Raw genomic sequence first — 23,359 nt, 5'->3', positions numbered from 1 at the left:
TTACCTGATCATCTGTATATCCATATTCTTTTTTTCCGGAGAACATTACAAACTCTTCAGCAATTTCTTCATTTCTAAAAAAAAAGAGTCTTTATAGACCTGACTCGGCTGCGGGTGCGACTGCATATCGGAACGGAGAGATTCCAATAACATGTTCTGTTCCTTCTGTTTCCAATTGTCTGTTTCACCCTGCTGTATTCCTTTAAAATCCGCAAAAAATTCACTTAACACTTGTAAATCTTTGCCCAGCTCCCTTTTGTCACTCGAAGATAAGTCTCCTTCTTTTTCCCATTCTTTTAACGTTTTCACGACATTGGATATATACTCATATCCAGCATTCATCTTTTGCATCTCTGTTTGATATCTTGCAAGAGTGATTTTATGTTTTTTTCTGATGGGGTTGAATTTCAAGCTCTCAGAGGCTGTTTGCAGCATCTCTTTTGCCGTATGCAGCTCCTGCAGAAGATTGTTCACTTTATCTTCCATGATGTTCCCTTTTCCTTGTCCCCACTCTGATTGAACCCATTGGGAAACGTCTGAAAGTGTGTCAGAAAGCTGATGAGCCAATGTTTGAAAAGAGTCCGCTGCCCTTTTTGTATAGTCCGGCGGGAAAAGGAACATATGAACCAGAATCGCGATGACGACACCGATCACCGTATCGATGATCCGATCCATTGCATAATCTTTAGAGTGTCGTTCAAACGTAAATACCAATAAAATGGTGAGGGCTACCTGATGCAGAACCGTTTCATCTATTCGTAACCACTTTGCAATGTAAGTCCCGCCTAATAGTAACAGCCCCAGCATCCAGCCATTCATTTGTAAATAACTGACAAGATAAGAGGTTAACATGATTCCGATGACCGTTCCCGCAATCCGATGAAAAGAAAATCGAACCGACTGATCTAAGGTCGATTGCAAACATAAGATAACGGATAGAGGCGCCAAATACGGATGTTTAGAACCCGCCAGTTTTGCCGCTTCCCAAGAAACCGCAGAAGCAATCGCCATCTTCCAAACCAAGGATGTTTTGTTTTGATTTTTTTTACTTTTCTTCATCACACGCCCCCTCCTTTCAGAAACCTTTTCCACTAGGTTTCCGTGACGGAAAGGGATTTATACTGATATATGGGAAATGCGAAAAGAAGCTGTGATTCAAGGGGGGATTCTTGAATGATGGCTTCTTTTTGGGGGTTGGGGAAACCGTTAGCCTTCAGAAACATGAGGCGTAAGGTTTGGCTAGAGGAGAATCCTATTCCATTAAAAGAAAGCGAAGTAAGATCCGATCAAGGCGAATGGAAAAATGATCGTCACCGTCGGCTACACGCTCTTATACAACTCCTACGGGATTCAGCTATTCGCCCTTAAACACTTTAACTCCAAGGCCGAAGTGCTGAACCCCGGAACCGACGTCCTAACAGTGAAATGATCAGTCGACAAAGGAGCGGAAGAAAGTGAAGGAAACAAATGTTGGGGAGGAATTACTACAGGAAGTTGCGATTTTGGAGAGTTTGCGGGAGGGAGTTCAGAAATATTCTCTGTGCTCTTTTTATGGTTTCTCATTTAGCATAGCAAATCGTTAACAAATCTCGTTATCTACTCATTCATGAGCATAAATAACAATACTAAATATTTTGGGACTGAAAAAGAAAGATCGGAGCCGGAACAAACGCTGTATTTTGAAGGGAAGTGCGCACTTCTTTAATAAGGTCTGCGATACATTTTTTGAGCATGTTTATCCATTTACTGTTGCGGCTTAGCCGGCGCTACTTCTTCGAGTTATAGACTTTTGATGATAATAGAACCTTAAAAAATACAATTTGACTACTCGACGTCATATTTCAATTTCTAATTAACCAAAATTTCTATTGAGAAAATAAAAAGACATTCAAGAGTCGTTAAAAAATAATTGGATCTTATTTTACAGAAGTTAACACATCCAAGACTTATACTATAATAGTCACTCTATTAATTTGAAACGGATAACGATGATTTTTCAAACAGCCATTACCCGTTTCCATAAAATAAAATACGATTGCACTTATAAATTTTCCCTTTATTTAGGGTATCACCATAAATAGTTTAAGCATATTTTTCTTTTGATAATATTTATTAAACTAAACATGACTTAGCATAGAAATTAAATTTATTCATAGCATCATATACTGTACCTAACGCATAATAACCTTCCTTAGATCGGTCAACACATCCTATTAATGGTGAAGATAAAAACTGCAACATTTCAGCAATTTCTTCTAATGAAGGCGGTGTATCAAATCTATTATCATTTCTTAAAGTTCTATATATGTCTTTTTCTTGTAACAAACCTTCGGTCACAGGATCATTACTTTCCACAACAAGACACTCCATAACAGATAGTAAAAGTTTCCCGGATCTTTTAATTTCTCTCCTTTCAACTTCTAAACAACTAATATCAACTTTGCCTGCTTGTGAAAATATATTTTTATACGCATTAGCTTGCAATGGAATTTCAGAATGGGATCTAATTAATTTTTCAAGCGAATCAATATCTATCAAAACTACTTTGTGTTCTATTGCTCGTTTAACTAAACGTTCTCCTTGAAAAGAATACCCTACAACCGCAATATAATCAGCTGAGTGTAGTTTCTTATGCTCTTTTAATGTATCAAAATTTATTTGTCCTTCTGAGACTACACCTGATTGTGTTGATTTTGCATCGACGGTTACAGTATATGAATATTTCGGAATACTTGGAGAATGAATTAACACATCCGTTTTACCTGACCCTCCAAGCCAAGTTGCATTAAAGCCTAAGGTTAAAAAAGCACCTGTAATAGCTTTCTCAAATCTTGCAGGGATTGAAGAATCTTTTGAAGCTAAACGAATTTCGGTTAAATGCTCATTTACTACTGAATATTTATTTTCACTTGGGTTGTTTTCAATCTCATTTTTGATTTCTATATCTATTTTTTGTTGTATTAAAACTTTTTTTAGGATATGTTTTGCTCTTTGCGTTAAGCAATATTTACCCGGACTTTCTTCTTGAACGAGTAAAGCACATTGCATAATATTTAGTCGCTTTCTGATCTCCTCTATTCTTTCAGTCTCAAATCCATAAGATACCTTTGCAATTACAGCTAGTTCTTTAACAGATAAACTTTCTTTTTCTAATTCCTTTAACATTTCAAATATAAATAATACTTTTGCTTGTAAACAGAAAACTAAATCTAAAGCTGATTTAGTAGTTAACCATTTTTTCGCTATTTCTGTAGCCTCATACAAATTTCTTGACTTTCGCTCTAAAAAATCAATATTGGTTAAAGTTGTAACAAAAGAATTTGCCGAAGAAACTGATATATTAAAAGTTTCCTTTGAATAATTTAAAAAGGATTCCTTATCAACAGTAGAATACATTAATTGAATATATCCATTAAATGTATCACATACTTCAGAAATATTTCCTGGGATATAGCCTATAGACGGCTTTCTGGATTTAAGTTGTTCTTGACTCATTTGAATTAACTCTTCTGCCCAAAAAGAAACCGGTATATCAGTTTCTTTAGTTGTCGGGTCTCCAATGATTTCTATTTCTTCGGACTTTACATAACTAATATTTTTTATGAATTCCTTTCCTTTTTCAGTTAAAAAATAAGTATTTTTAAAGTCATTAAAATTTACTAAGCCTAATTGTCTGAACCACGTCAATCTATTACCAACTTCGGACTTGGTATCCCAATTTAATTTGTAGTCTTTATTAGCTATATTTAATAACTCCATAGTTGTTAATGGTTTATCAAGTTTTACAAGAAGTTCACCAATAAATCTAACATTAGCGCAGAATAAAGCTGTTAAGTATAAATCATCCTCAGACTCTAAATATTTTTTGCTTTCCTCTGATATTTTCCATATACCGTCTTCTTTATAGATTAGACCAATAGGCCTTAACCATCTACACAAATTTTCTAACGTTGCTTCACTGGTGCTTCCTTTAAACTTCATTTTTGTACCATATGGAACTTTATTCACTAACGCTTTTAAAATTTCTCTTAAAACAACAGGCTGCCCCATGTCACTTCTGGGGATCTTCGGTAGTGAAAATACTTTTGCATTCCATTCCCTATGTTTGGGGTAATTTTTTGAATCAATTAAAAACATTCATCTCACCTTCCAAGCTTAAATAACAATTAACAATATAATATTGAATAAAAAGCCTATCTATTTTTAGAAGATAACTTAATATTATAACCTCATTCACTTATTATAAGACTCACAGGAATGTATCTAAATGAGATTTTTATGAAATTGAACGTGATGAGCGAATGAATTCCTCAGTTTATTCTAATTTTGTTCTACTCTAGGTTTTTGCTCAAGATATTTTCCAAAGACAAATTTAAACCTTTCACATATAAAAGAAATATACCATCAGTTTCTACTTGACTAAATGTTAAATATTTTTCAGCTTTAATTGGGTCCCGATCGCCATGCAAGCTATTTTTTTATGTTAAGTATTTTTGAATTTTTGATATCTATGAATTGCATAACATAAATCATATCTCATCATTTTATTTGACCTCTATACTCTTCAATTTTAATAGCATCTTTAAAATAATCCATCCAATATAGTCCATATCTTTCTTTAGCTTCTCTAATACAGCTATGGAAGCTGCTATTTTGCAACTTTAACCTTGTAACAAAAGATCCAGAATCCTGTGTTTCTATTAGCTCAAAAAATTTTAGAGTCTCAATAATTTCATGATAAGGTGATGCATTAATATCCGTACCCTTTAAATGAATTTTAAATATATTCGCAGGAGCTAATTTGCATTCCCTACTTTTAGTAAGAACATCAAATATATTAAAGTATTTATCGCTCAGTAACATATTTAAAGGACTGACTTCCTTTTCATTTAAATGCTTAATAAATCTATAGGCTGGTTCGACTTTATCTAAATTTAATTTACTTTTAATTTGTTCAACATCAATTCCTTCTAATTTATATAGAAAACTTTGGATTTCTTCCATACTAACATTTTCGTTATGCACAAAGTGTAACTTCTCCTTCTCACCCTTCAACAAAGGTGGAACTGGAATATTGTCTAAAAGCACACAGACAAAAGGTTTTTCTGTCTGTATAGAATATTCAACTTCCGCCATTACCCACTTGAAATTCTCAACCACGTTGCTTGAATAAAACACTATTACTATGTCACTTTCATCAATTTTTTTAGTTATTTCTCCTATTATAGATTTTCCCGGAATAAACTCGTGAGTATCTACAAATGCTTTATGTTTTTTTTCACTATTTTCTATTAAGTTTATATATGGGGTTATTCTTCCTTTATCTTTAGTTGAGTGACTAATAAAAAACTTCATTATTCTTTTCTCATCTCCCTTTTTATTTTCTAAGTAGTTATTAAAATTTAGTATAGATAATCTTGATCGTGGATTTTTCTTAGTGAGTTTTTCAATAATATTCAGTAACTCATAAAAACCTTCTTGTATAGGGGACTTTACTACAAAATCCCTACTAAATACTATTTTAAATTCATCGTTATTATTCTTCCATACTCGCTTTGGGTTAAACTGTAAAGAGATTAAATTTAAGCTATTAATTTTATCCATTTCTTTAAGGAAGAGACTAAAAGCTATTAATCCTATCATAAAAGATATCTTTAATTCATTTTTGACATGCTGTCTATCAAAAAAATCTTCGGGAGCGCTCAAATATAAGCTTCTATCTTTTACTGGTTTTGGATTTAGCCTAACCTCCATATCATGGTATAAGGAGGTTTTCACCCATAAATTTTTTGGGTTTACGAAAATAGGATTATTCATATATCGATTATCTTTCATAATTAACGTAATAACCTTTTTCAAGAACATAAAAATATCTTTCACACTATTAAATGTAGAATGTAAACTATGTAGAGTGAAATAACCTTCACTTGGTTCTACAATTTCTTCTTGGACATCTTTAACAATCAGTAGCTTATATAATTCTTGATATTCTTTTTTCAAAAAATCAAAAAAACTTATATGTGCTTTCTCGTTCGAATTCTTAAACTGTTCTAATAATGAGGTATCCTTTAAAAAGGCATCTATTATGAATTGCCCACAATTGCTTACCTTATAAATGTTTTTTTCAATAATTTTATTAATGATTACTGACTTTACCCGTGTTGAAAAGCCTCTTCCTTTTGCACCTGTACTCCTTGACATATGATATAAAATAGAATTAATTAGATAAGGGTTTGCTCTCTCTAACCTGTTAATACATTTATTAATAATCGTAGTTAAAATAAAAGATTCTACCTTTTGAGATTTTGAGCTATTTAATATATATAATTCTACAATACCTGTATCACTGGGAATGACCTTACTAAATCCACCTCGGAGTTTCATATTCCAATTGTATAAATTTGCTATTGCCGCACCAACATAGGTTTCATAAGGACGGTCCAAATAGATATTATTAACACTCACTACATTGAGCTTCTTTTCTTTAAATCTATATTTGAAGAGCTTTTCTAAAAAGTAGGTAACTTTTTCAGGTTTTGTTTCCATTTGTGATACTAATAATGGAAAAGAGGCTGGATCACCTTTTCTAATTAAATTATTAGTTGCAAAATTGATTTTTCTCTTTCTCAACTTTTCAAGTTCCTTGAAATCGCCTTTAGCTTGTGGAAGTTTTTCATTTTTAGTTATTTCATCTTTATATTGCTGAAGTAACCTATACATCTCTTCGTCAGATTCCTCTTGAAAATGTGACAACTTATCCTCTTGCTCTTCTCTAAACTCTTCTAATTCTTCATCATCTTCAACTTCATATACTTTTGTTTTACCAGCATTTATTTCTAGACCTAATTCCCATAAGTGAGCCTGCAAATGCAGTAGACTTCTCTCTACTTCTTGTTTAGTTTCTCCCAATATCCTTATATCGTCCACATAGCGAATATAGTTAAATTTCGTGAATTCTTTCATTTTATGGTCTAACTCATTTAGATATAAATTACTTAAAAAATAAGCCAAAGATCCCCCTTGAGGAATACCTTTATCTGATCTTTTACTCTCCCCCTTTAGTGAATAAAAGCTTTTTAAATAGGTCGGAATTAGTATTTCTAAAATATAAGAGTAAGTTTCATCTTTGAGATGTTGTTTTAACATATTCATTAGAAGGTCATGGTCAATATGATCAAAATAAGAAACAAGGTCTGTCTCACATACCCATCTATTACCTGCTTTTATTTTATAAACAGTATGATTTAAAAACTTATTGTATTGTTTAAAATAAGGAATGAATGTGGGAGCAGAGAATTTTGTTTTTTTTCTTGGTATTCTATTAGCACAACTCCAATAGTAAAATTTGGAATCTATTTTTCTACCTATAAAATTTAAGATTGCATGCGACACTATTTGATCTTCGATTTCCATAAAAGAGTTTTTTCTTAATAAACCATTATTTTTAGGCATTAAAAAAATTTGCTTATTAGAAAACCTATACTGGTTATTCTTCAACCTATGATAAAGGTCCAAAATTATTTGATCGATGTATGTATCATAAAAACTCATCTCTGAATGTATTTTAAACTTTGTTACATCTTGGACTATAGAGTATCTACATCTCATCCAAGCAATATATAACTCCTCTTTACCAAAGGGATCTTTAACCATTAAATAAACTCTCTCTTTCTAAAAAAATTATAATGTCATTTCACTTATCAAACTTTCTGTATGTAATAATCAAAGTGCATTTAATGCTCTAGTAACATTAATTTCAAATGACGACGTGAAGTCCCTACTTATTTATGATAAGGCTCCCCACGATTAATCCGAAAAGCCCGATAAATCTGCTCTACAAGTATGAGACGCATCAGCTGATGAGGAAATGTCATTTTTGAGAATGACAGCTTGTCGTCTGCGCGCTTCATGACGGCGTCGCTTAGGCCGAGTGAGCCGCCGATGACGAAGGTGATTTTGCTTTTTCCATAAGTCGCCAGCTTATCTATTGTATCGGCCAGTTCTTCGGATGTTTTCATTTTTCCTTCGATGGCGAGGGCGATGACGTGGGTGTCCGGGCTGATTTTGGCCAGGATGCGTTCGCCTTCTTTGTCTTTGACGATTTTCATGTCTTGGTCGCTCAGATTTTCCGGAGCTTTTTCGTCCGGGAGTTCGATGATGTCGATTTTTGCGTAGGCTGAGAGTCGTTTTTTGTATTCTTCAATGCCTTGCTTGAGGTATTTTTCTTTTAGCTTTCCGATGGTCACAATATTGATATTCACAGGTCATCCCCACTTTAGAAACAAGTTATTCATATATATTGTCCACAATTGTGGATATCTTTTCTGTATTTTGTGTAGGATCATTCGTTCCCTACTAGATATGTTGCAGTGTCCCCACATAATTCACAGGCTGTGGATAAACTGTTAGTATGTTCGATTTTTCTGATTTCGGGCGGAAGCTCATGGTCATCTATGTACATGTCCAGCACGGTTTCGATATGTTCTTCACAAGAATAATAAGCGGTTTTCATTGTTACATCCTCCGGTTTTCTTTTGTGCGCGGCAATTGTTCTCTTCTCAATATAACCTATTTATACACATGTTAGTAGTGCTTCGGGCTGAGTTTTATCCACAATTCGGCAAATGACGCGCAAAAAGAGCCGGCGTTTGCAGCATCCGGCTCTTTACGTGTTTTCTCTTTTTTCTAAGCGAAGGACGAACAGAATTCCTAATAGACACGCCAGCAGCGTACAGCATACGTCAATCCAGTCCGGCTTTCCGCCGTTTAAAAAAGAGTTGGTTATCACGGAAACCAGGAGAATGGTGACGGTTACCGCGGCAAGCTTTTTCTTCATCGGCTCCCTCCTTCAACTGACTGTCTTCTGCTTTTACGGTGCAAATTCCTCTATTTCTATGTTCGGTCGGCTTTTTTCTTGCAGTAACATTTCATTATAAAAAGCTTACCAAAAGCGGCAAGCTCTTCCGAAATATTTATACTCTTCAAAACCCACCCATCACCTGCACATCATACAGCTTGAGATGGCTTTTCGGCGTGATGATGTCTTTCAAGCTGGGGATGGTTCGGTCGTTCAGTTTTTTGCCCGTTTTCAGGTCGAAGGATTCAATTTTGGCGGGCTTTTTGTAGCTGTACGTGAACAGATACAGCTTTCCGTTTTGATGCGTCAGGTCTTTGAAGTCGGCTTTCATTCGTGATGCGGGGAGGGTGAAGGCCTTTTTGCTTTTTCCGGTCTCAGGGTTGATGCGGTAGACGGTTCCGAAGCCGTCAACGAAATAGAAGCTGCGCTGCTCCATGAAAAAGCTTTTTTTGAAGCTGAACGGCATGGAGTCATAGATAGTCTGTTCGTCATTTTTATAAGCGGCGATGTCATATGTTTTGATCGCGCCGCTCTTTCTCATAACTTTCACCATTTGGTAGATGCGGTCTTCTTTTTCCCCTCTGGTAACAAAGCAGATGGCGCCGTCGTCCGCGGCGAGCTGGGATTCGACTGACGTGCCTTCTTTATGCGTCCATGTCGCGATGGATTTTGTATGGAGCTTTTCTTTATCGGCCTGAATGTCTTGTATGTGATAGCCTTTTTCGTCATCTGTCGGCGTGAGCGCGAAAAGATGATCTTTAAAAAAGCCTGAGGCGCGGATATAGTGCGGGATGACGTCTTGCTTCCACCTGCCGTCAATCTGGCGGTACAGCTCTGAGCGGTAGCTGCCGCCGCTCTTGTCGTAGCCCGAATTGTACAGCGTGTAAAAGCCTTTCGTCCCTTCGATATACCCGGCGCTGTCTCCCGTATGCTGATACGTTCTTTTATATGTGTGAAGACCATTTTGAACGGTGTAGATTCCTTTTTTGTCCTCCAGCAGCACGCTGCCGTCATGCACTTTGGCCGATCCGAGTTCAAGCCCCTTCATTTGATAAGAAGAGAGCCGCCCCTTTTGATCGGCGAAGAGGGCATAGCTTTTTCCGCCGCCGAACGTGTCTTGGTCAGCCGCAGTGGAGAAATACAGCAGCGCTTCTTTATCTTTCAGAAAATCAGGGTCATTTAATGTTTCCCTATCAACCTCCGCAGGCTCTTCCGTGCGGAAATAGAAGAAGCATAAGACCGCTGCGGCAAGGATGAGCACTAAGGGTATCCAGATGATTTTTTTCACGTTGTTCTCCTTAACGAATGGTCAGAATCGTGGTCGTGTAAGACGAGCTTGTGATGTCGCGCGGATATACGCCTAAGCCGCCGTTAGAGTCGATATCAATCCCGGCTTTTAAAAGAAATGCCGACCACAGCAGTTTTGAGCAGTTTTTGGCGCCTTCATGGCCCGTATTTCTGTTATTGACGAAGTTGAAGGAGTACTCATCACCCACTCTTGATACAGCCCAGTCAGCAGCGGCTTGTTTTTGGGCATCAGTGACTTTCACGGTCTGAACGATTGAATTGTCTTCGACTTCTCTTCCGTTATAAGCAATCTGGCGGACGCCGTCTCCCGGCACGGATTCGACAATTTTATCAGCGGATGAATACATGCCGACATGCCCGTGGTTGTAATAAGCCGTGTATGAGTTCGTGTAATAAATATTGCCTTTTGTGCTTTTCGGAAGTTTTTTTGTGCCTGATGATCCGCCCATTGCAGAGAGACCGTCTTTGGAAGCGATTACATTTCCTTGTACCTTGTCTGCTGTGATTTCTTGATGAAACTGCTTGAGAATCGCTTCTGTTGAAACGTGCTTCTGCTGGGCAAGCTCTTTGGCGGATCGGAGAATGTCTTGCGGGGTCGTGCCCTGCTGAAGCTCTGCGATTTCTTTTGCGTAGCGGGCTGCTTCTGTTTCTTTCGCTTTCACATTCGTACCGGAGAACGACAGAACCATGGTGAACGACAGGGCAAACGGGATGACGGCTTTGAAGAGCTTTTTACACATATTACTTCGCCTCTTTTCTCAAAGTATAATTTTTCCACATTTGCATTATATGACGGAATTGTGATAAAAAAATAGTCAATTTACAGATTTTTAAAAATTTTATAACAATAGTAAAATATATGCATAATCGCCTTATCAAATACATAACCATCGGGTCGTTGCGGTTTCCTCATTGGGGTTAGGGTGCAGTGCATGGGCATGCAGGAAGGGCTACGGCAGCCAGAGTGAGTCATGCCGTTCATTTCGGGGTGATCTATGTGGATTGGATCGAATGAAGAGCTTGTCGGAAAAGCACCTTTATGATCTGCATAGGTTGATCCGCGGGTGCCGATTGAAGAAACCGTCGGCGCCATGAAGGAGGACGGCTGATCAGAGGCGTCTCCCTGCCGTGAGCTCGGCAGAGGTTTTCTGCCTAAAGGCGGATCAGCTTGATGCCGATGAAACGCCGCGATTTCATTTAGCTGTCAATACGGAGCCCGTCCAAAAACTTACCGCCATTGCCCGGGAAATGAATAACAAAAGAGGCCCATCGTGCGGGCCTCTTTTCAAGAAAGCTCTTTACTCATAATCACATCGGTCTCCAGGAATCCCGTCTTCTCATACAGCTTCCGCGCCGTTTCGTTATGAGCGAATACATGGAGAGAAATCTTGCGGACACCCAGATCTTTCGCTTTGTCCTCCAGCCTTGCGAGTGCCTCTTTTGCATAGCCTTTGCCGCGGAAAAGCGGATGAAGGCCGAAATCATAAATAAATGCGTCGTGCTGCGGGTGGTCCGGATCTGCGTGCAGCCAAAGCCAGCCGGCATTTTCCTTACCGTCCAATGTCAGCGTCCATAAATAGTGATCGGCCGTTTCCAGGCCGTCAGGAAGCAGGTCTTCAAACGCCAGCTCCGCTAATTCCGGCGCTTCATCAGGCAGCCACGTTCCTGCTTTTACCTTTTCTTCAGCGTAATGCTTTGTTGAATGAGCGAGATAGGATTGAAATTCTTGTCCTGTCATCGGCTGCAGCGTGATAGCCATTGAATCACTCCTTACAAAACACAGACTGAAAGCGGGTCATGAAGTATTATCCGAAGGCTCCGTTTTCTGCCGGTTTTATGATTTGTTCAGCTTGTGCCGTTGAACCAGTTTGCGCAAATAATCCAATCGAAATGAGACTTGCCAAAGCTGCTGAGAGTACAATGAATTTACATGTTTTCATTACGAATCCCCTCCGTCAATCTCAAAATTTGGTCATTGGCATCAATTGATTCCTGAAAATACTTCGCCGCCAGTTTGTAATTCTCCTGTTTTTTGAAATGCGCAGCAGCCTGATACGATAAATCAGAAACGTCACTCCACAACTCTTTCCTTCTTAACTCGGCGAAAGCTGATTCAAGCGCTTCTTCACTGTGGTCGATAAATACATGCTGTAAGATGCGCAGCTTTTGGGTATATACGGGCTCGTTTTTGTCTTCTGCGGCATTCAGCGCTTTATGCAGCCAAAACCGGCCCTCATCCGTCTGTTCCTGCTTCAATAATACTCTGGCCAGCATGTACAGACTCCGCACCGAATACGCTGATCGCAAATGCTCCTTTTGATCGAGAGCCATTTCAAATTCGACTCGCGCCTCCTCCAATTTCTCCTGTCTTTCATAGCAAATGCCTGCGTTAAAGTGGGCGAGCGCTTCAATGTGCGGATCGCCCGCTTTGGCGGCTTGGTGGACTGCCGTCTGCAGAAGCTCTTCAGCTTTCTGGTAGTGAAACAGGTCCATTCTGTTACAGCCGATCACCATTAAACACTGTGCTTCTCTGACCGCGTACATTTCGTTGGCTTTGTAGATCTCTAACGCTTTTTCCGCATGGTTCATCGCAAAGTAGTTTTGGCGGATTTCATAATAGGCAATCGCCACTTGATAATTAAATTCGGCTCTTTCAATCTCATTCGGTATGTGCCGGAGCCTGCTTTCAGCAATCCGGTAAAAATTAATGGCGTTCATAAACCGTTTTCGGTAAAACTCGTGCATTCCGGAAAAAAAGTAATAATAGTATTGAATCATCTGGTCTGTTTTTTCTTTATCGGCGGTCAGCTGGATCGTTTTTAAAATGCCGTCTGTTTTCTCATACTCTTCCATCAAAAGCTTATAGCGGGAATCAATTAAATTAAAATAAAGGAGCACCGTTTGATTTTGTGTCATATTTTGCAGATCTGTAAGCAGTTGTTCTCTTAACGCCTCAGCCGATTCGGTGTTGTGCTTTTTGATTTCTTCATACCAGTCACTGATTTTTTTCGCAACAGTTTCGTGGGCCATCACCTCAGCCATCTGTCAGGACACCTCCCTTTCCCATTTTGTGTAATAAATATATCATATTTACAGGGTCAAAAAGAGGGTGACAGCCTGCTAGTTTCCTCGTGGCAACAAAAAAACCTCCGCAGGTGCGGAGGCGCATATTTTATAATAGTTTTTTTCCCAACAAAGATTCCACCAGCTCAACCGCTGTTTTGCCGGTTTTGTTTTTGTGATCGAGGATCGGGTTGACTTCGACAAATTCAGCTGAGGTGATAATGTCGGCATCATGCAGCATTTCCATTGCCAAATGGCTTTCACGGTAGCTGATGCCGCCGACGACAGGCGTCCCTACGCCGGGCGCGTCGCTCGGATCGAGGCCGTCGAGATCAAGGCTGAGGTGAACGCCGTCACAGTCTGACAGGTAGTCAATGGTTTCTTCAATGACCTTCGTCATGCCGAGGCGGTCAATCTCATGCATCGTATAAACCTTCATGCCTGTTTCCTTAATGTATTCACGCTCGCCTTCGTCAAGCGATCTCGCGCCGATGATGACGACGTTTTCCGGCTTGATTTTCGGAGCATAGCCGCCCAGATTCACCAATGTGTCGTGCCCGACGCCGAGGCTGACGGCCAGCGGCATTCCGTGAATATTGCCTGACGGCGATGTTTCCAGCGTATTTAGATCGCCGTGCGCATCGTACCAGATGACGCCGAGCTGTTTATAATGCTTGGCCGTTCCTGTCAGCGTTCCGATCGCGATGCTGTGATCGCCGCCCAAGACGAGAGGGAACCGCTCATTCTCGATGACGCTGTCCACCTTATGGGCGAGCTGCTCGTTCCCTGAAAGCACAGAGTTCAGATTTTTCAGCTCTTCATCATTTTTGAGTTTTTCACGATTGACGGGGATGTCGCCTAAGTCTTCCACCGCATACCCCATGTCAGATAACCGTTCAATGAGATGCGCGTAGCGGATGGCGCTCGGGCCCATGTCCACTCCGCGTCGTGCTTGTCCTAAATCCATCGGCATTCCAATAACTGAGATATTCTTGTTCATCCGTTTTTCCACCTCAACATGTTGTATGTTGTCCTGTGCGGGTTTCTCAAAGATGACTTGGACACGAAAAGATTTAAAGCTCTATCTGTTTTTCTGACTGTTTATGCTTTTTTACATACAGATGATAGACGATAACGCACACCACCATGAACGGGATGCCGCAATAAAGGGCGAGCCGCTGTTCTGAATCAAATGCGAGACTGATCAGAACAACCGTATTTAACGTCAGCCCGATAATAGGCAGCACCGGGTACAGCGGTGTTTTAAACTTAAGGTCTTTCACTTTGCCGCCTTCTCGGATGTATTTCCGTCTGAACATCAGCTGCGACAAAGAAATCGTAATCCAGCCGACCTGCGCGCTTAGTCCGGCTAATGATAAGAGAAACATATAAACGGTTTCCGGCGCTGCCACTTTAGACAGCAGCGACAGACAGGCGACGGCCAGCGTCACGATCAGCGCGTTCATCGGCACGCCGCGTTTATTTGTTTTGCCGAGCGCTTTAAAAGCCTGTCCTTCGTTCGCCATGGCATATAGGATACGCGTCGATGCAAACAGGCCTGAGTTGGCCACTGACAGCAGCGCAATTAAGATAACAAAGTTCATGATATCGGCGGCATATGGGATTCCGATTTGTTCAAACACCACGACAAACGGGCTTTCGACCACTCCCGCCTGCTTCCACGGAATCATGCCGGCAATGACGATGATGGAAAGAACGAAGAAGACAAGCGTTCTCCATACCGTCTGCCGGATAGAGCGCGGAATCGTTTTCTCGGGGTTTTCACTTTCTCCCGCGGCAACCCCAATCAGCTCCGTTCCCTGGAACGCGAAGTTTACGGTAATCATCGTAACAAGCATCGCCTTCATTCCGTTCGGGAACAATCCATCCTCATAAAAATGAGAGAAGAAAGGTGCCTGCTCGCCGTGTTTCAGATCGATCAGCCCGAACATGGCGGCGCCGCCCAAAACAATAAACAGCAGAATGACTAAAATTTTAATGCCGGAAAACCAAAATTCCGACTCAGCGAACGCTTTTGTGGTAATGGCGTTCAATAGGAACATCAGCCCGACAAACACGAGGCACCACACCCATACGGGAACATGCGGAAACCAGCGGAGCATCAATTGTCCCGCAGATAAAAACTCAATGGCGCATGTCACCGCCCAGCCGAGCCAGTACAGCCAGCCGAATGCGAAACCGAAAGCGGGACTGATGAATTTGGTGGCGTACGTCTGAAACGACCCTGATACAGGAAGGGCAACCGCAAGCTCGCCTAAGCAGAGCATTGTCAAAAACATAATAAAACCGCCGACCAGATAAGACAGAACCGCGCCCAGCGGTCCCGCCTGGTTGATTGTAAATCCGGTACTCAGGAAAAACCCGGTGCCGATCACTCCGCCCAATGAAATCATAAACAAATGGCGCGATTTCATTGTGCGCTGAAGCTGATTCTCTTTTTGATTTGTATTCACTATTTTGCACCCCTTCAGCAACTTGTATTGGAACCAAGCCGGTGCTTTGAAACCGATTTGCTGTCCAAAGAGCCTCTATTTGTATATGAAAGTTATATGAAATTCATTTTCGTACATAAAGATACATTATACTAAAATACTGTCGCCGCGCAAATAGAGTGTGCTGAATTTTTTATTTGTTAATTCCATACAAGCTGAGGGAAAGCGTCGCCATATCAAGTTTTTACGCGTTTTGAAGCACGTTTGTGATCTTTTGGATCGCCCAGTCCAAGTCTTCCTTGGAAATCATTAACGGCGGTGCAAAACGGATCACGGTATCATGTGTTTCTTTGCATAAAAGCCCTTCGCCTTTCAGCTTTTCACAGTACGGGCGGGCCGCTTCAGTCAGTTCCACGCCGATAAACAGGCCCCGTCCGCGCACGTCTTTTATGATCGGGTTATCGATTTTCTCAAGCTCTTCTTTAAAATACCGGCCAAGCTGAAGGGAACGCTCTGCCAGTCCTTCTTCCTCAAGGACTTCAAGAGATGCGAGCGATACCGCGCAAGCGAGCGGGTTTCCGCCGAATGTCGAGCCGTGGGAACCCGGATTAAACACGCCGAGAATATCACGGTTCGCCGCGATGCAAGAAATCGGGAAGACGCCCCCGCCGAGTGCTTTGCCCAAGATAAACATATCCGGTACGATATTTTCCCAGTCAACCGCGAATGTTTTCCCTGTCCGGCCGAGTCCCGTCTGAATTTCATCAGCGATCAGGAGCACATTTTCTTCCTTACAAATAGCGGCCGCTTCTTGTAAAAATCCTTCCGGCGGAATAACGATGCCCGCTTCTCCCTGAATCGGTTCGAATAAGAAAGCGGCTGTGTTCGGCGTAATCGCCCGGCGCAGCGCTTCCGCGTCTCCGTATGGAATTAATTTTATACCCGGAAGCATAGGTCCGAAACCGCGTTTATACTCATCTTCTGAAGAAAGGGATACCGCAAGCATCGTTCTGCCATGGAAGTTGCCGATACACGCAATGATTTCCGCCTGATTATCTTCTACTCCTTTGACCTCATAGGCCCAGCGTCTCGCCGCTTTGACAGCGGATTCAACAGCTTCCGCCCCCGTATTCATCGGCAGAATCATATCTTTTCCCGTCAGCTTGGCTGTTTTCTCATAAAACGGGCCGAGCTGATCGTTATGGAACGCGCGTGACGTCAAAGTGATTTTATCCGCCTGATCCTTCAGCGCCTGAATGATCTTCGGATGTCTGTGTCCCTGATTCACGGCAGAATAAGCACTGAGCATATCCATATATTGATTGCCTTCAGGGTCTTTTACCCAAACACCCTGCGCTTCAGAAATAACGATCGGAAGAGGATGGTAGTTGTTCGCGCCGTAATGTGAAGTTTGGCTGATAATCTCTTGAGATTTTGTGAAAGCTGACATAATCTGATTCCCCCTTGTTTTGTATATCATTCAACATAAGATCTTGCTTTCCCTTTTTATAAAGCAAGTTCCGTGCCAATCCGAAAAAACGGGATATTTCGCCAGCATTCTTTCTCTTCCTGCAAAATTTTCCGGCAGTTTGCGTGCAAACTTCAGCCAAGCGCAAAATTTTTTTGCATTTCCGCTGACAAAATAGGAGCAATCCAATTAGATTGCTCCCATTCAGCAGTTATTTACTCAATTGTCTCTGATAGACAATGTAAGAATATAGTAAAGATAATATGATACAGCCGATTGCGGCAATGAAAATGACTGACACTCTATACACTGGCGGCAAAAAAGCTGCAAGCATCATGATAATGCCCGCTAAGACAAAAATTTTCGAACTAACCCTGTGTGTATCCTTCCAAACTCTTTCACTGCTCAGCGTCCAAGGCGTTCTTATCCCCAAAAAGAAATTAGGCTTAACGATCTGAATAAAGTTTCCAAACACAATGAAAATGACTCCCACTATAAAGTTTCCTAAATAAGATATAGGGAGATCATATCCCAGGCCGGTCAAGATGGTCATCAGATTAATGACAAACAGAACCGCAAACATTGTATTAAATATAGCCATATATGGCCGAATAAATGTTTTGTAGTTATTTTTAGGATCAATCTTAGGGATGATAACCATTAAAATATATAGAATCATCATTATGCCAATAAGCATCATCATCGCATTAAATTTCGAAGAATAATCATTTGCACTTCCGTTTAATCCCCAGTGTGTCGCCAAAATGTCCGGTAAAGATGAATATGTGAAACCCCATGTTAAAACAGTTAAAACAATGATTCCTGCCGAAAAAAGATATTTTTTCATGATTCCCCGCCTTTCTTATTATCATGTTCTGAATCAGCCAAAGAAAAGAACCAGCCTATAAGATCCTGTAATACAGTGGTATTTAATGAATACATAATAAATTGGCCTTTCCTCTCATCGTGAACCAGATCAGTATTTTTCAATATGTTAAGGTGATGAGAAATACTGGGTTTTGACATTTCGAAGTGTTCCGCAATTTCTCCAGCTGTCATATCTTGTTTTTTTAATAAATCCAAAATTCTTCTCCTTGTAGGATCGGCTAGTGCTTTAAATGCTTTATTCAAGAACGTTCCCCCTCTCATACATGCATGATTTAGATATTTAAGTATATATCTAAATATCAATCAATTTCCTGAAAAAGTCAATGGTTTTATTACCTTAATTACCATTTATTTTTAAAATATCAGCCAAGCGCAACATTTTTTTGCGTTTCCTGATCAATTTATTTTAAAATAATGAATGTTAAGACGATTGGGAGGGGGAATTGACCTGCACACGACCAGCGAATTTTTCACACTCGTGTTACAAAGCATTCTGGAAGAGATTGATGTCGGGCTGCATGTAGTGGACGAAAAGGGCAGCACCGTCATTTACAATAAGAAAATGATGCAGATTGAAGATATGGATGAACGGGACGTCCTGCATAAAAATCTGACTGATGTATTTATGTTTTCCAATCAGCAGGACAGCACACTCGTTCAGGCCCTTCAGGAAGGCAAAACGATTAAAAATGTAAAGCAAAGCTATTTCAATAACAAAGGCCAGGAAATCACGACGATCAACCACACCTTCCCGATTGTGCAAAACGGCGAGATCAAAGGCGCCGTGGAGATCGCCAAAGACGTCACCAAGCTCGAACGGCTGATCAGGGAGAATATGCACAGAAAAGAACAGAACAGCTACACGTTTGACAGCATTCTCGGCAACAGCCCGGTTATCCGGGAAGTCATCGAAAACGCGAAACGGGCAACCCGCACGTCATCGTCCGTGCTTTTGGCCGGTGAGACGGGAACGGGCAAGGAACTGTTCGCCCAAAGCATTCACAACGGCAGCCAGCGCTCAGGGGCCCCGTTTATATCACAAAACTGCGCCGCCCTGCCGGACAGTCTGGTCGAAAGCATTTTATTCGGCACGAAAAAAGGCGCCTTTACCGGAGCCATCGACCAGCCGGGCTTATTTGAGCAGGCGCAGGGAGGCACCCTTCTCCTTGATGAGATCAATTCTCTCAATCTCAGCCTGCAGGCAAAGCTGCTCCGCGCCCTTCAGGAAAAGAAAATCAGGCGCATCGGATCAGCGCAGGACAAACCGATTGACGTCCGCATCATCGCCACGATGAATGAAGACCCGATCACCGCCATTTCAGAAGAGCGGCTGCGCAAAGATTTATACTACCGATTAAGCGTTGTCACGCTGATCATTCCGCCGCTCCGGGAGCGCAAAGAGGACATTCTGCCTCTGGCCGAAGTCTTTATCCAGAAAAACAATCACCTGTTCCAAATGCATGTCGATTCGATCAGTGACGATGTGCAGCGATTCTTCCTGGAATATGACTGGCCGGGCAACATTCGCGAGCTTGAACATATGATTGAAGGCGCCATGAACTTTATGACGGATGAAACGACGATTACGGCGGCCCACCTTCCTTATCAGTACCGCATGAAAATCAAACCGGCTGACACGGACGCCAAAGCCGCCGCAAGCACCCAGCCCGGCACCGATTTAAAAGATAAAATGGAGAACTTCGAAAAATATATGATTGAAAAGATCCTGAGAAAACACGGCAATAACATATCCAAAACGGCAAACGAGCTCGGAATCAGCAGACAAAGCCTGCAATACCGCCTGAAAAAATTCGGTCTGGACCGGATGAAATGAATCCAACTGAAAAAAGGCTGAGATGCTCCTCAGCCTTTCATCAGGTTATGTCTGATTGGCGAGCCGCTCCCCGGTAAACCAAAAGTTCTCGCTCACTGCCAATGCCGGGTGAATTTTACTAATTTTCTTGTATAAGCGGGCATCTTTTTTGAATCAGCAGGCTTACCCCGGCAGCCGGATTACGAACACGGTGCCTTTTCCCTGCTCGCTTTTCACTTCAATTGTTCCGTTATGGCTGTCGATAATGGTTTTTGTAATGGCAAGACCCAGCCCGGTGCCGCCGTATTTACGGGCTCGGGAGGTTTCTGCCCTGTAAAACCGGTCAAACAAATGAGGCACATGCTCCGTGGCGACGCCCGTCCCGTTGTCCGCCATCATGAGCATGATTCCGCCGTCTTTCTGCAGGGAGACGGTGATGACGCCCGTTTCTTCATCCGTATGCTGCACCGCATTGTAAAAAAGATTAAGAATGACCTGCTTCATCTTGTCTTTGTCAAAAACGGCTTCAATCTTTTGATCGACAAAAAACTCGAGCTTCCGGTTTCCCGCCAGCAGCCTCAGCTGAGCCTCCATTTCCAAAATGACGTCTCCCAGCGCGCCTTTTTTCATTTCAAAGCTCGGGTCCCGGTCCATCTTCGCGAGAAACAGAAGGTCCTCTATCAGCTTATTCGCTCTGGCGGATTCCGCGTACAGACTTTGAAGCGCTTTTTCTCTCTGCTCCGGCTTCTTCGCTGCTCCGCGCATTAAAATTTCAATAAAGCCGTGAATGGAGGTAAGCGGTGCTCTCAGCTCGTGTGACGCGTCTGATACAAACTGCCGGATGCGCTCCTTCGCTTCTTTTTCCGCCTGAAACGCGGTTTCAATCCGTCCCAGCATCTGATTGATGGATATGCCCAGCGACTCCATTTCTGCCTGCCTTTTATCAATCGGCAGCCGTTTATCCAGATTGGCGGCATTGATGTCACCCAGCATACGCCCAATGCGCGATAATGGCTTGAGCGTGAGCCGGATCATCGGTAAGAAAACAAACAGTCCGATGACGAGAGCCGCAAAGGAAAGCACCGCAAAAATGCCGATCTGGCGGAAAAGCGAATCATTCAGAGGCTGGGTCAGCGTACTCATTTGCACAACTCCCGCCTGTCTTCCGTCAACAGAAATCGCCTGACACACGGCGATGATTTCCTTACCCGCTTTATTGTGAGCCACCTGATAGTGAAGCGCCATGGGGTCTGTCAGCGCATCCCGATACACGTTTTTCGGGAAAGATGGGGCGGCTCCCGCTTGCGGGTCTTCTGATAAAACAGCCATCTTGTATGATGGATTGATAAAAGCAACCGTCATCCCGGGGTAAATCAAATTCGGGTGGGCCGGTGTTTCGGAGCGGTCAAGGGCTTTGATTGACCTCCATACACTTTGATTCATTGAATTGATATAATTCTGGATGCTGATCGCCTGATTTTCATACATCGTCCGTGCCATAAACATGTACTGAGTGCCGCCGATGAAGCATAGCAGCAGGGCCAAAATCGCCAGTGACCTGAACAGGAGCTGGAATCGCAGGGTTCTGTACAGCTTTCTCCGCTTCATCCCAGGTCCGCCCTGCATCCGGCGCCCCGCACCTTGTGCTCTTTGTCCCTCAGCTTTTCGCGTAAAGAGCGGATATATGCTCCGAGAACCGTTCCGTGGTGAAGTCCCATCGTTATCAAATCAATGAGTGCAGACCCGCCGTCTGCACTCAGCAGCCGGATGCCTTTCAACTTATTCATGATGCAGTCTCTCCTTAGATGTATCAGCCTGTGTTTATTTTTTTCGCTTCCTCTTCTATTATTCGCTTTTATGTGAAACAAAACGGAATCTAAGCTGAATTGGTTAAAGTCAATGCCGAAAACGGTGCAGTCTGCACATAACAATAATTTCACCTGCCGCTTCAATTTTGCAGCATCAGTCTGTTTCTGCCTATTTTCAACTGAGCGTGTTGCGGCCCGCCTTCAGTAAAAAACGGCATAAAAAAAGCGCCCTGAAAAAGGACGTTTGATATGACATGTTTCATTTTCTTATATTCTGCATTCTAAAATAATTCTTCCTTCGCATTCACCCTCGATTTCGTTCAATACGATGATCACATCAGCCGTTCTCATGTGTTTCACCCCCTTTTCTTCATCATATTAACAAATAAACCAATAAAAAACAGCCCGGTTTTTTTCCGGACTGCTTTTTTATTTCTGTAATCGATCCGCTTCTGTCAGTTTGACTTCCGCTGTTTTTTTCTTTCCTGAACGGTAGAACGTGATGTTCACACGGTCGCCGATCTTTTTGCGGTACAGACGTTCACGAAGGTCCACAATGTCATTGACCTTATGACCGTCGAAATCGGTGATCACGTCAAGCTTTTTCAGCCCTGCTTTGCCGGCCGGTGAAAACGCGTCGACACCCATAATGACCGCCCCGGTTTTAACACCTTTCGGGAGTTTCAGCGTCTGGCTCCAATGGTAGCTCGCAATATCCGTTAAAGATTTCATCTCGATACCGAGGAAAGGCCGTCTGACTTCTCCGTATTTTTCTAAATCCTGAATAACGGGAATGACAAGCTTTGAAGGGATGGACAGGCCGATCCCTTCAACGGCGGATTCGGCGATCTTCATTGAATTGATGCCGACCACCTTACCCGATATATCCATCAAAGCGCCGCCGCTGTTGCCGGGATTAATCGCGGCGTCGGTCTGCAGCACCTCCGCATTCCAGTCTGGCTGTCCGTCGCCGTTTGAGTCAACGGGCACCGCCCTTTCCTTGCCGGAAATGATTCCCTGCGTCACTGAGCCTGCAAATTCAAGCCCGAGCGGATTTCCGATCGCCACGACCGGTTCTCCGACTTTGACTTGATCGGAATTGCCGAACTGGGCGGCCGATTTGATTTTATCAGACTTCACCTTCAGCACGGCCAGATCCATCAGACGGTCGCTCCCGATCAGTTCGGCAGGCACGCGCGAGTCATCTTTAAGACTGATCTCAATCTCAGTCGCACCTTCAATGACATGGTGATTGGTTACGATATAAGAAGTGTTTCCGTTCTTTTTGTAAATGACACCGGACCCGCTTCCCGCTTCGCCGCCCTCTCCCCAAATATCAGTCTTTTGGATATTGAGAACGCCGACTACCGAGTCTGATACACGGCTGACCATATTCGTGACAGCGTCGTTGACATTTACGTTGACTGTTTTAACTTGTTCGCTGCCGATGCGCTGATTGGCGCCTTTGCTGCTTTCACCATGGTCTCCGCCTGTCCAGTACGGCAGCAGTAAAGCCATGAGCGCGGCCCCGACGATGACGCCGATCAGACTAGAAAGGAAGTATCCTCTCTTGCTGCGGCGGGGCTGTTCGGAGGCGTACTGTTCATCATCGCGATTATAATCCACCCTATCTCAAATCCTTTCAAGAGAACTCAATTTGCTTATAGTGTGGGTTATATCGCGGATTAATAATCATGATTC

Annotated in this window: 20 protein-coding genes and 2 pseudogenes; 3 read left to right on the top strand and 19 right to left on the bottom strand. The window is 42.3% G+C overall.

All coding sequences use genetic code 11. From position 1 onward, the window contains the following. Positions 1 to 45: 45 nt before the first annotated feature. Positions 46 to 1,059 (bottom strand): FUSC family protein, encoded by a 1,014-nt coding sequence (locus ACQE26_RS04780; protein ID WP_500470788.1) that lies wholly within the window; start codon positions 1,057 to 1,059, stop codon positions 46 to 48. A 220-nt stretch (positions 1,060 to 1,279) separates the two neighbouring features. Between ACQE26_RS04780 and ACQE26_RS04775 the strand changes: the two are divergent. Further along, positions 1,280 to 1,583, top strand: a pseudogene (locus tag ACQE26_RS04775) (fructose-bisphosphatase class III); the annotation flags it as partial. A 529-nt stretch (positions 1,584 to 2,112) separates the two neighbouring features. Here ACQE26_RS04775 and ACQE26_RS04770 read toward each other — a convergent pair. The 7 genes from ACQE26_RS04770 to ACQE26_RS04740 all read right to left on the bottom strand — a co-directional run bounded on the left by ACQE26_RS04770 (position 2,113) and on the right by ACQE26_RS04740 (position 10,905). Further along, a complete protein-coding gene (locus ACQE26_RS04770; RefSeq protein ID WP_500470786.1) occupies positions 2,113 to 4,137 on the bottom strand; it encodes a hypothetical protein in 2,025 nt (674 codons plus the stop codon). A 402-nt stretch (positions 4,138 to 4,539) separates the two neighbouring features. Next, positions 4,540 to 7,653, bottom strand: coding sequence for a reverse transcriptase domain-containing protein (locus ACQE26_RS04765; RefSeq protein WP_500470785.1), 3,114 nt, complete (start codon positions 7,651 to 7,653; stop codon positions 4,540 to 4,542). Between the two features lie 128 nt (positions 7,654 to 7,781). After that, positions 7,782 to 8,261, bottom strand: coding sequence for a 23S rRNA (pseudouridine(1915)-N(3))-methyltransferase RlmH (rlmH, locus tag ACQE26_RS04760; RefSeq protein ID WP_013354196.1), 480 nt, complete (start codon positions 8,259 to 8,261; stop codon positions 7,782 to 7,784). An 80-nt stretch (positions 8,262 to 8,341) separates the two neighbouring features. Continuing rightward, on the bottom strand, positions 8,342 to 8,512 hold the full coding sequence (locus ACQE26_RS04755; RefSeq protein WP_004393147.1) for a CxxH/CxxC protein: 171 nt from the start codon (positions 8,510 to 8,512) through the stop codon (positions 8,342 to 8,344). A gap of 153 nt (positions 8,513 to 8,665) precedes the next feature. Then, complete coding sequence (locus ACQE26_RS04750) at positions 8,666 to 8,836, bottom strand: hypothetical protein (RefSeq protein WP_004393146.1); 171 nt, start codon at positions 8,834 to 8,836, stop codon at positions 8,666 to 8,668. 145 nt (positions 8,837 to 8,981) lie between these two features. Beyond that, positions 8,982 to 10,145: a YycP family beta-propeller protein gene (locus tag ACQE26_RS04745; RefSeq protein WP_500470783.1), complete on the bottom strand. Its 1,164-nt coding sequence runs from the start codon at positions 10,143 to 10,145 to the stop codon at positions 8,982 to 8,984. Between the two features lie 10 nt (positions 10,146 to 10,155). Beyond that, positions 10,156 to 10,905, bottom strand: a complete 750-nt coding sequence (locus tag ACQE26_RS04740; RefSeq protein ID WP_500470782.1) for a hypothetical protein — start codon at positions 10,903 to 10,905, stop codon at positions 10,156 to 10,158. A 312-nt stretch (positions 10,906 to 11,217) separates the two neighbouring features. Between ACQE26_RS04740 and ACQE26_RS04735 the strand changes: the two are divergent. After that, a pseudogene (locus ACQE26_RS04735) lies at positions 11,218 to 11,419 on the top strand (aldo/keto reductase); the annotation flags it as partial. Between the two features lie 31 nt (positions 11,420 to 11,450). Here the strand turns inward: ACQE26_RS04735 and ACQE26_RS04730 are convergent. The 8 genes from ACQE26_RS04730 to ACQE26_RS04695 all read right to left on the bottom strand — a co-directional run bounded on the left by ACQE26_RS04730 (position 11,451) and on the right by ACQE26_RS04695 (position 18,280). Then, the gene (locus ACQE26_RS04730) at positions 11,451 to 11,924 is read right to left on the bottom strand and encodes a GNAT family N-acetyltransferase (protein ID WP_500470781.1); all 474 of its coding nucleotides are present in this window, start codon (positions 11,922 to 11,924) and stop codon (positions 11,451 to 11,453) included. 46 nt (positions 11,925 to 11,970) lie between these two features. Continuing rightward, a complete protein-coding gene (locus tag ACQE26_RS04725; protein ID WP_007407881.1) occupies positions 11,971 to 12,105 on the bottom strand; it encodes a hypothetical protein in 135 nt (44 codons plus the stop codon). Beyond that, positions 12,092 to 13,207, bottom strand: coding sequence for a response regulator aspartate phosphatase (locus ACQE26_RS04720; protein WP_269774011.1), 1,116 nt, complete (start codon positions 13,205 to 13,207; stop codon positions 12,092 to 12,094). Before ACQE26_RS04720 ends, ACQE26_RS04725 begins: the two co-directional genes overlap by 14 nt. A 130-nt stretch (positions 13,208 to 13,337) precedes the next feature. Continuing rightward, entirely contained in the window at positions 13,338 to 14,228 is an 891-nt protein-coding gene (gene rocF / locus ACQE26_RS04715; RefSeq protein ID WP_016937381.1) for an arginase, read from the bottom strand. A 73-nt stretch (positions 14,229 to 14,301) separates the two neighbouring features. Further along, the gene (locus ACQE26_RS04710; RefSeq protein ID WP_500470779.1) at positions 14,302 to 15,702 is read right to left on the bottom strand and encodes an amino acid permease; all 1,401 of its coding nucleotides are present in this window, start codon (positions 15,700 to 15,702) and stop codon (positions 14,302 to 14,304) included. A 223-nt stretch (positions 15,703 to 15,925) separates the two neighbouring features. After that, entirely contained in the window at positions 15,926 to 17,131 is a 1,206-nt protein-coding gene (locus ACQE26_RS04705) for an ornithine--oxo-acid transaminase (protein WP_438420994.1), read from the bottom strand. Positions 17,132 to 17,360: 229 nt separating this feature from the next. Then, positions 17,361 to 17,996 carry an SdpI family protein gene (locus ACQE26_RS04700; RefSeq protein WP_500470777.1) on the bottom strand — a complete coding sequence of 212 codons (636 nt, stop codon included), beginning with the start codon at positions 17,994 to 17,996 and terminating at the stop codon, positions 17,361 to 17,363. After that, positions 17,993 to 18,280 carry an autorepressor SdpR family transcription factor gene (locus ACQE26_RS04695; protein WP_047477365.1) on the bottom strand — a complete coding sequence of 96 codons (288 nt, stop codon included), beginning with the start codon at positions 18,278 to 18,280 and terminating at the stop codon, positions 17,993 to 17,995. The genes ACQE26_RS04700 and ACQE26_RS04695 overlap by 4 nt, the downstream gene beginning before the upstream one ends. A 175-nt stretch (positions 18,281 to 18,455) precedes the next feature. On the opposite strand from ACQE26_RS04695, the gene ACQE26_RS04690 reads away from it, so the two are divergent. After that, a complete protein-coding gene (locus ACQE26_RS04690) occupies positions 18,456 to 19,871 on the top strand; it encodes a sigma-54 interaction domain-containing protein (protein ID WP_438420996.1) in 1,416 nt (471 codons plus the stop codon). 162 nt (positions 19,872 to 20,033) lie between these two features. On the opposite strand, the gene ACQE26_RS04685 is transcribed toward ACQE26_RS04690, so the two are convergent. The 3 genes from ACQE26_RS04685 to ACQE26_RS04675 form a co-directional block, all read right to left on the bottom strand. Next, a complete protein-coding gene (locus ACQE26_RS04685; protein WP_500470775.1) occupies positions 20,034 to 21,458 on the bottom strand; it encodes a sensor histidine kinase in 1,425 nt (474 codons plus the stop codon). Beyond that, entirely contained in the window at positions 21,455 to 21,637 is a 183-nt protein-coding gene (locus ACQE26_RS04680; RefSeq protein WP_500470774.1) for a hypothetical protein, read from the bottom strand. Before ACQE26_RS04680 ends, ACQE26_RS04685 begins: the two co-directional genes overlap by 4 nt. Before the next feature lie 450 nt (positions 21,638 to 22,087). Further along, complete coding sequence (locus ACQE26_RS04675; RefSeq protein ID WP_438420999.1) at positions 22,088 to 23,284, bottom strand: S1C family serine protease; 1,197 nt, start codon at positions 23,282 to 23,284, stop codon at positions 22,088 to 22,090. Between the last annotated feature and the right edge of the window lie 75 nt (positions 23,285 to 23,359).

It is taken from the genome of Bacillus sp. 5RYD7K (assembly GCF_059831465.1).
This window is presented reverse-complemented; position numbering and strand designations above follow the sequence as displayed.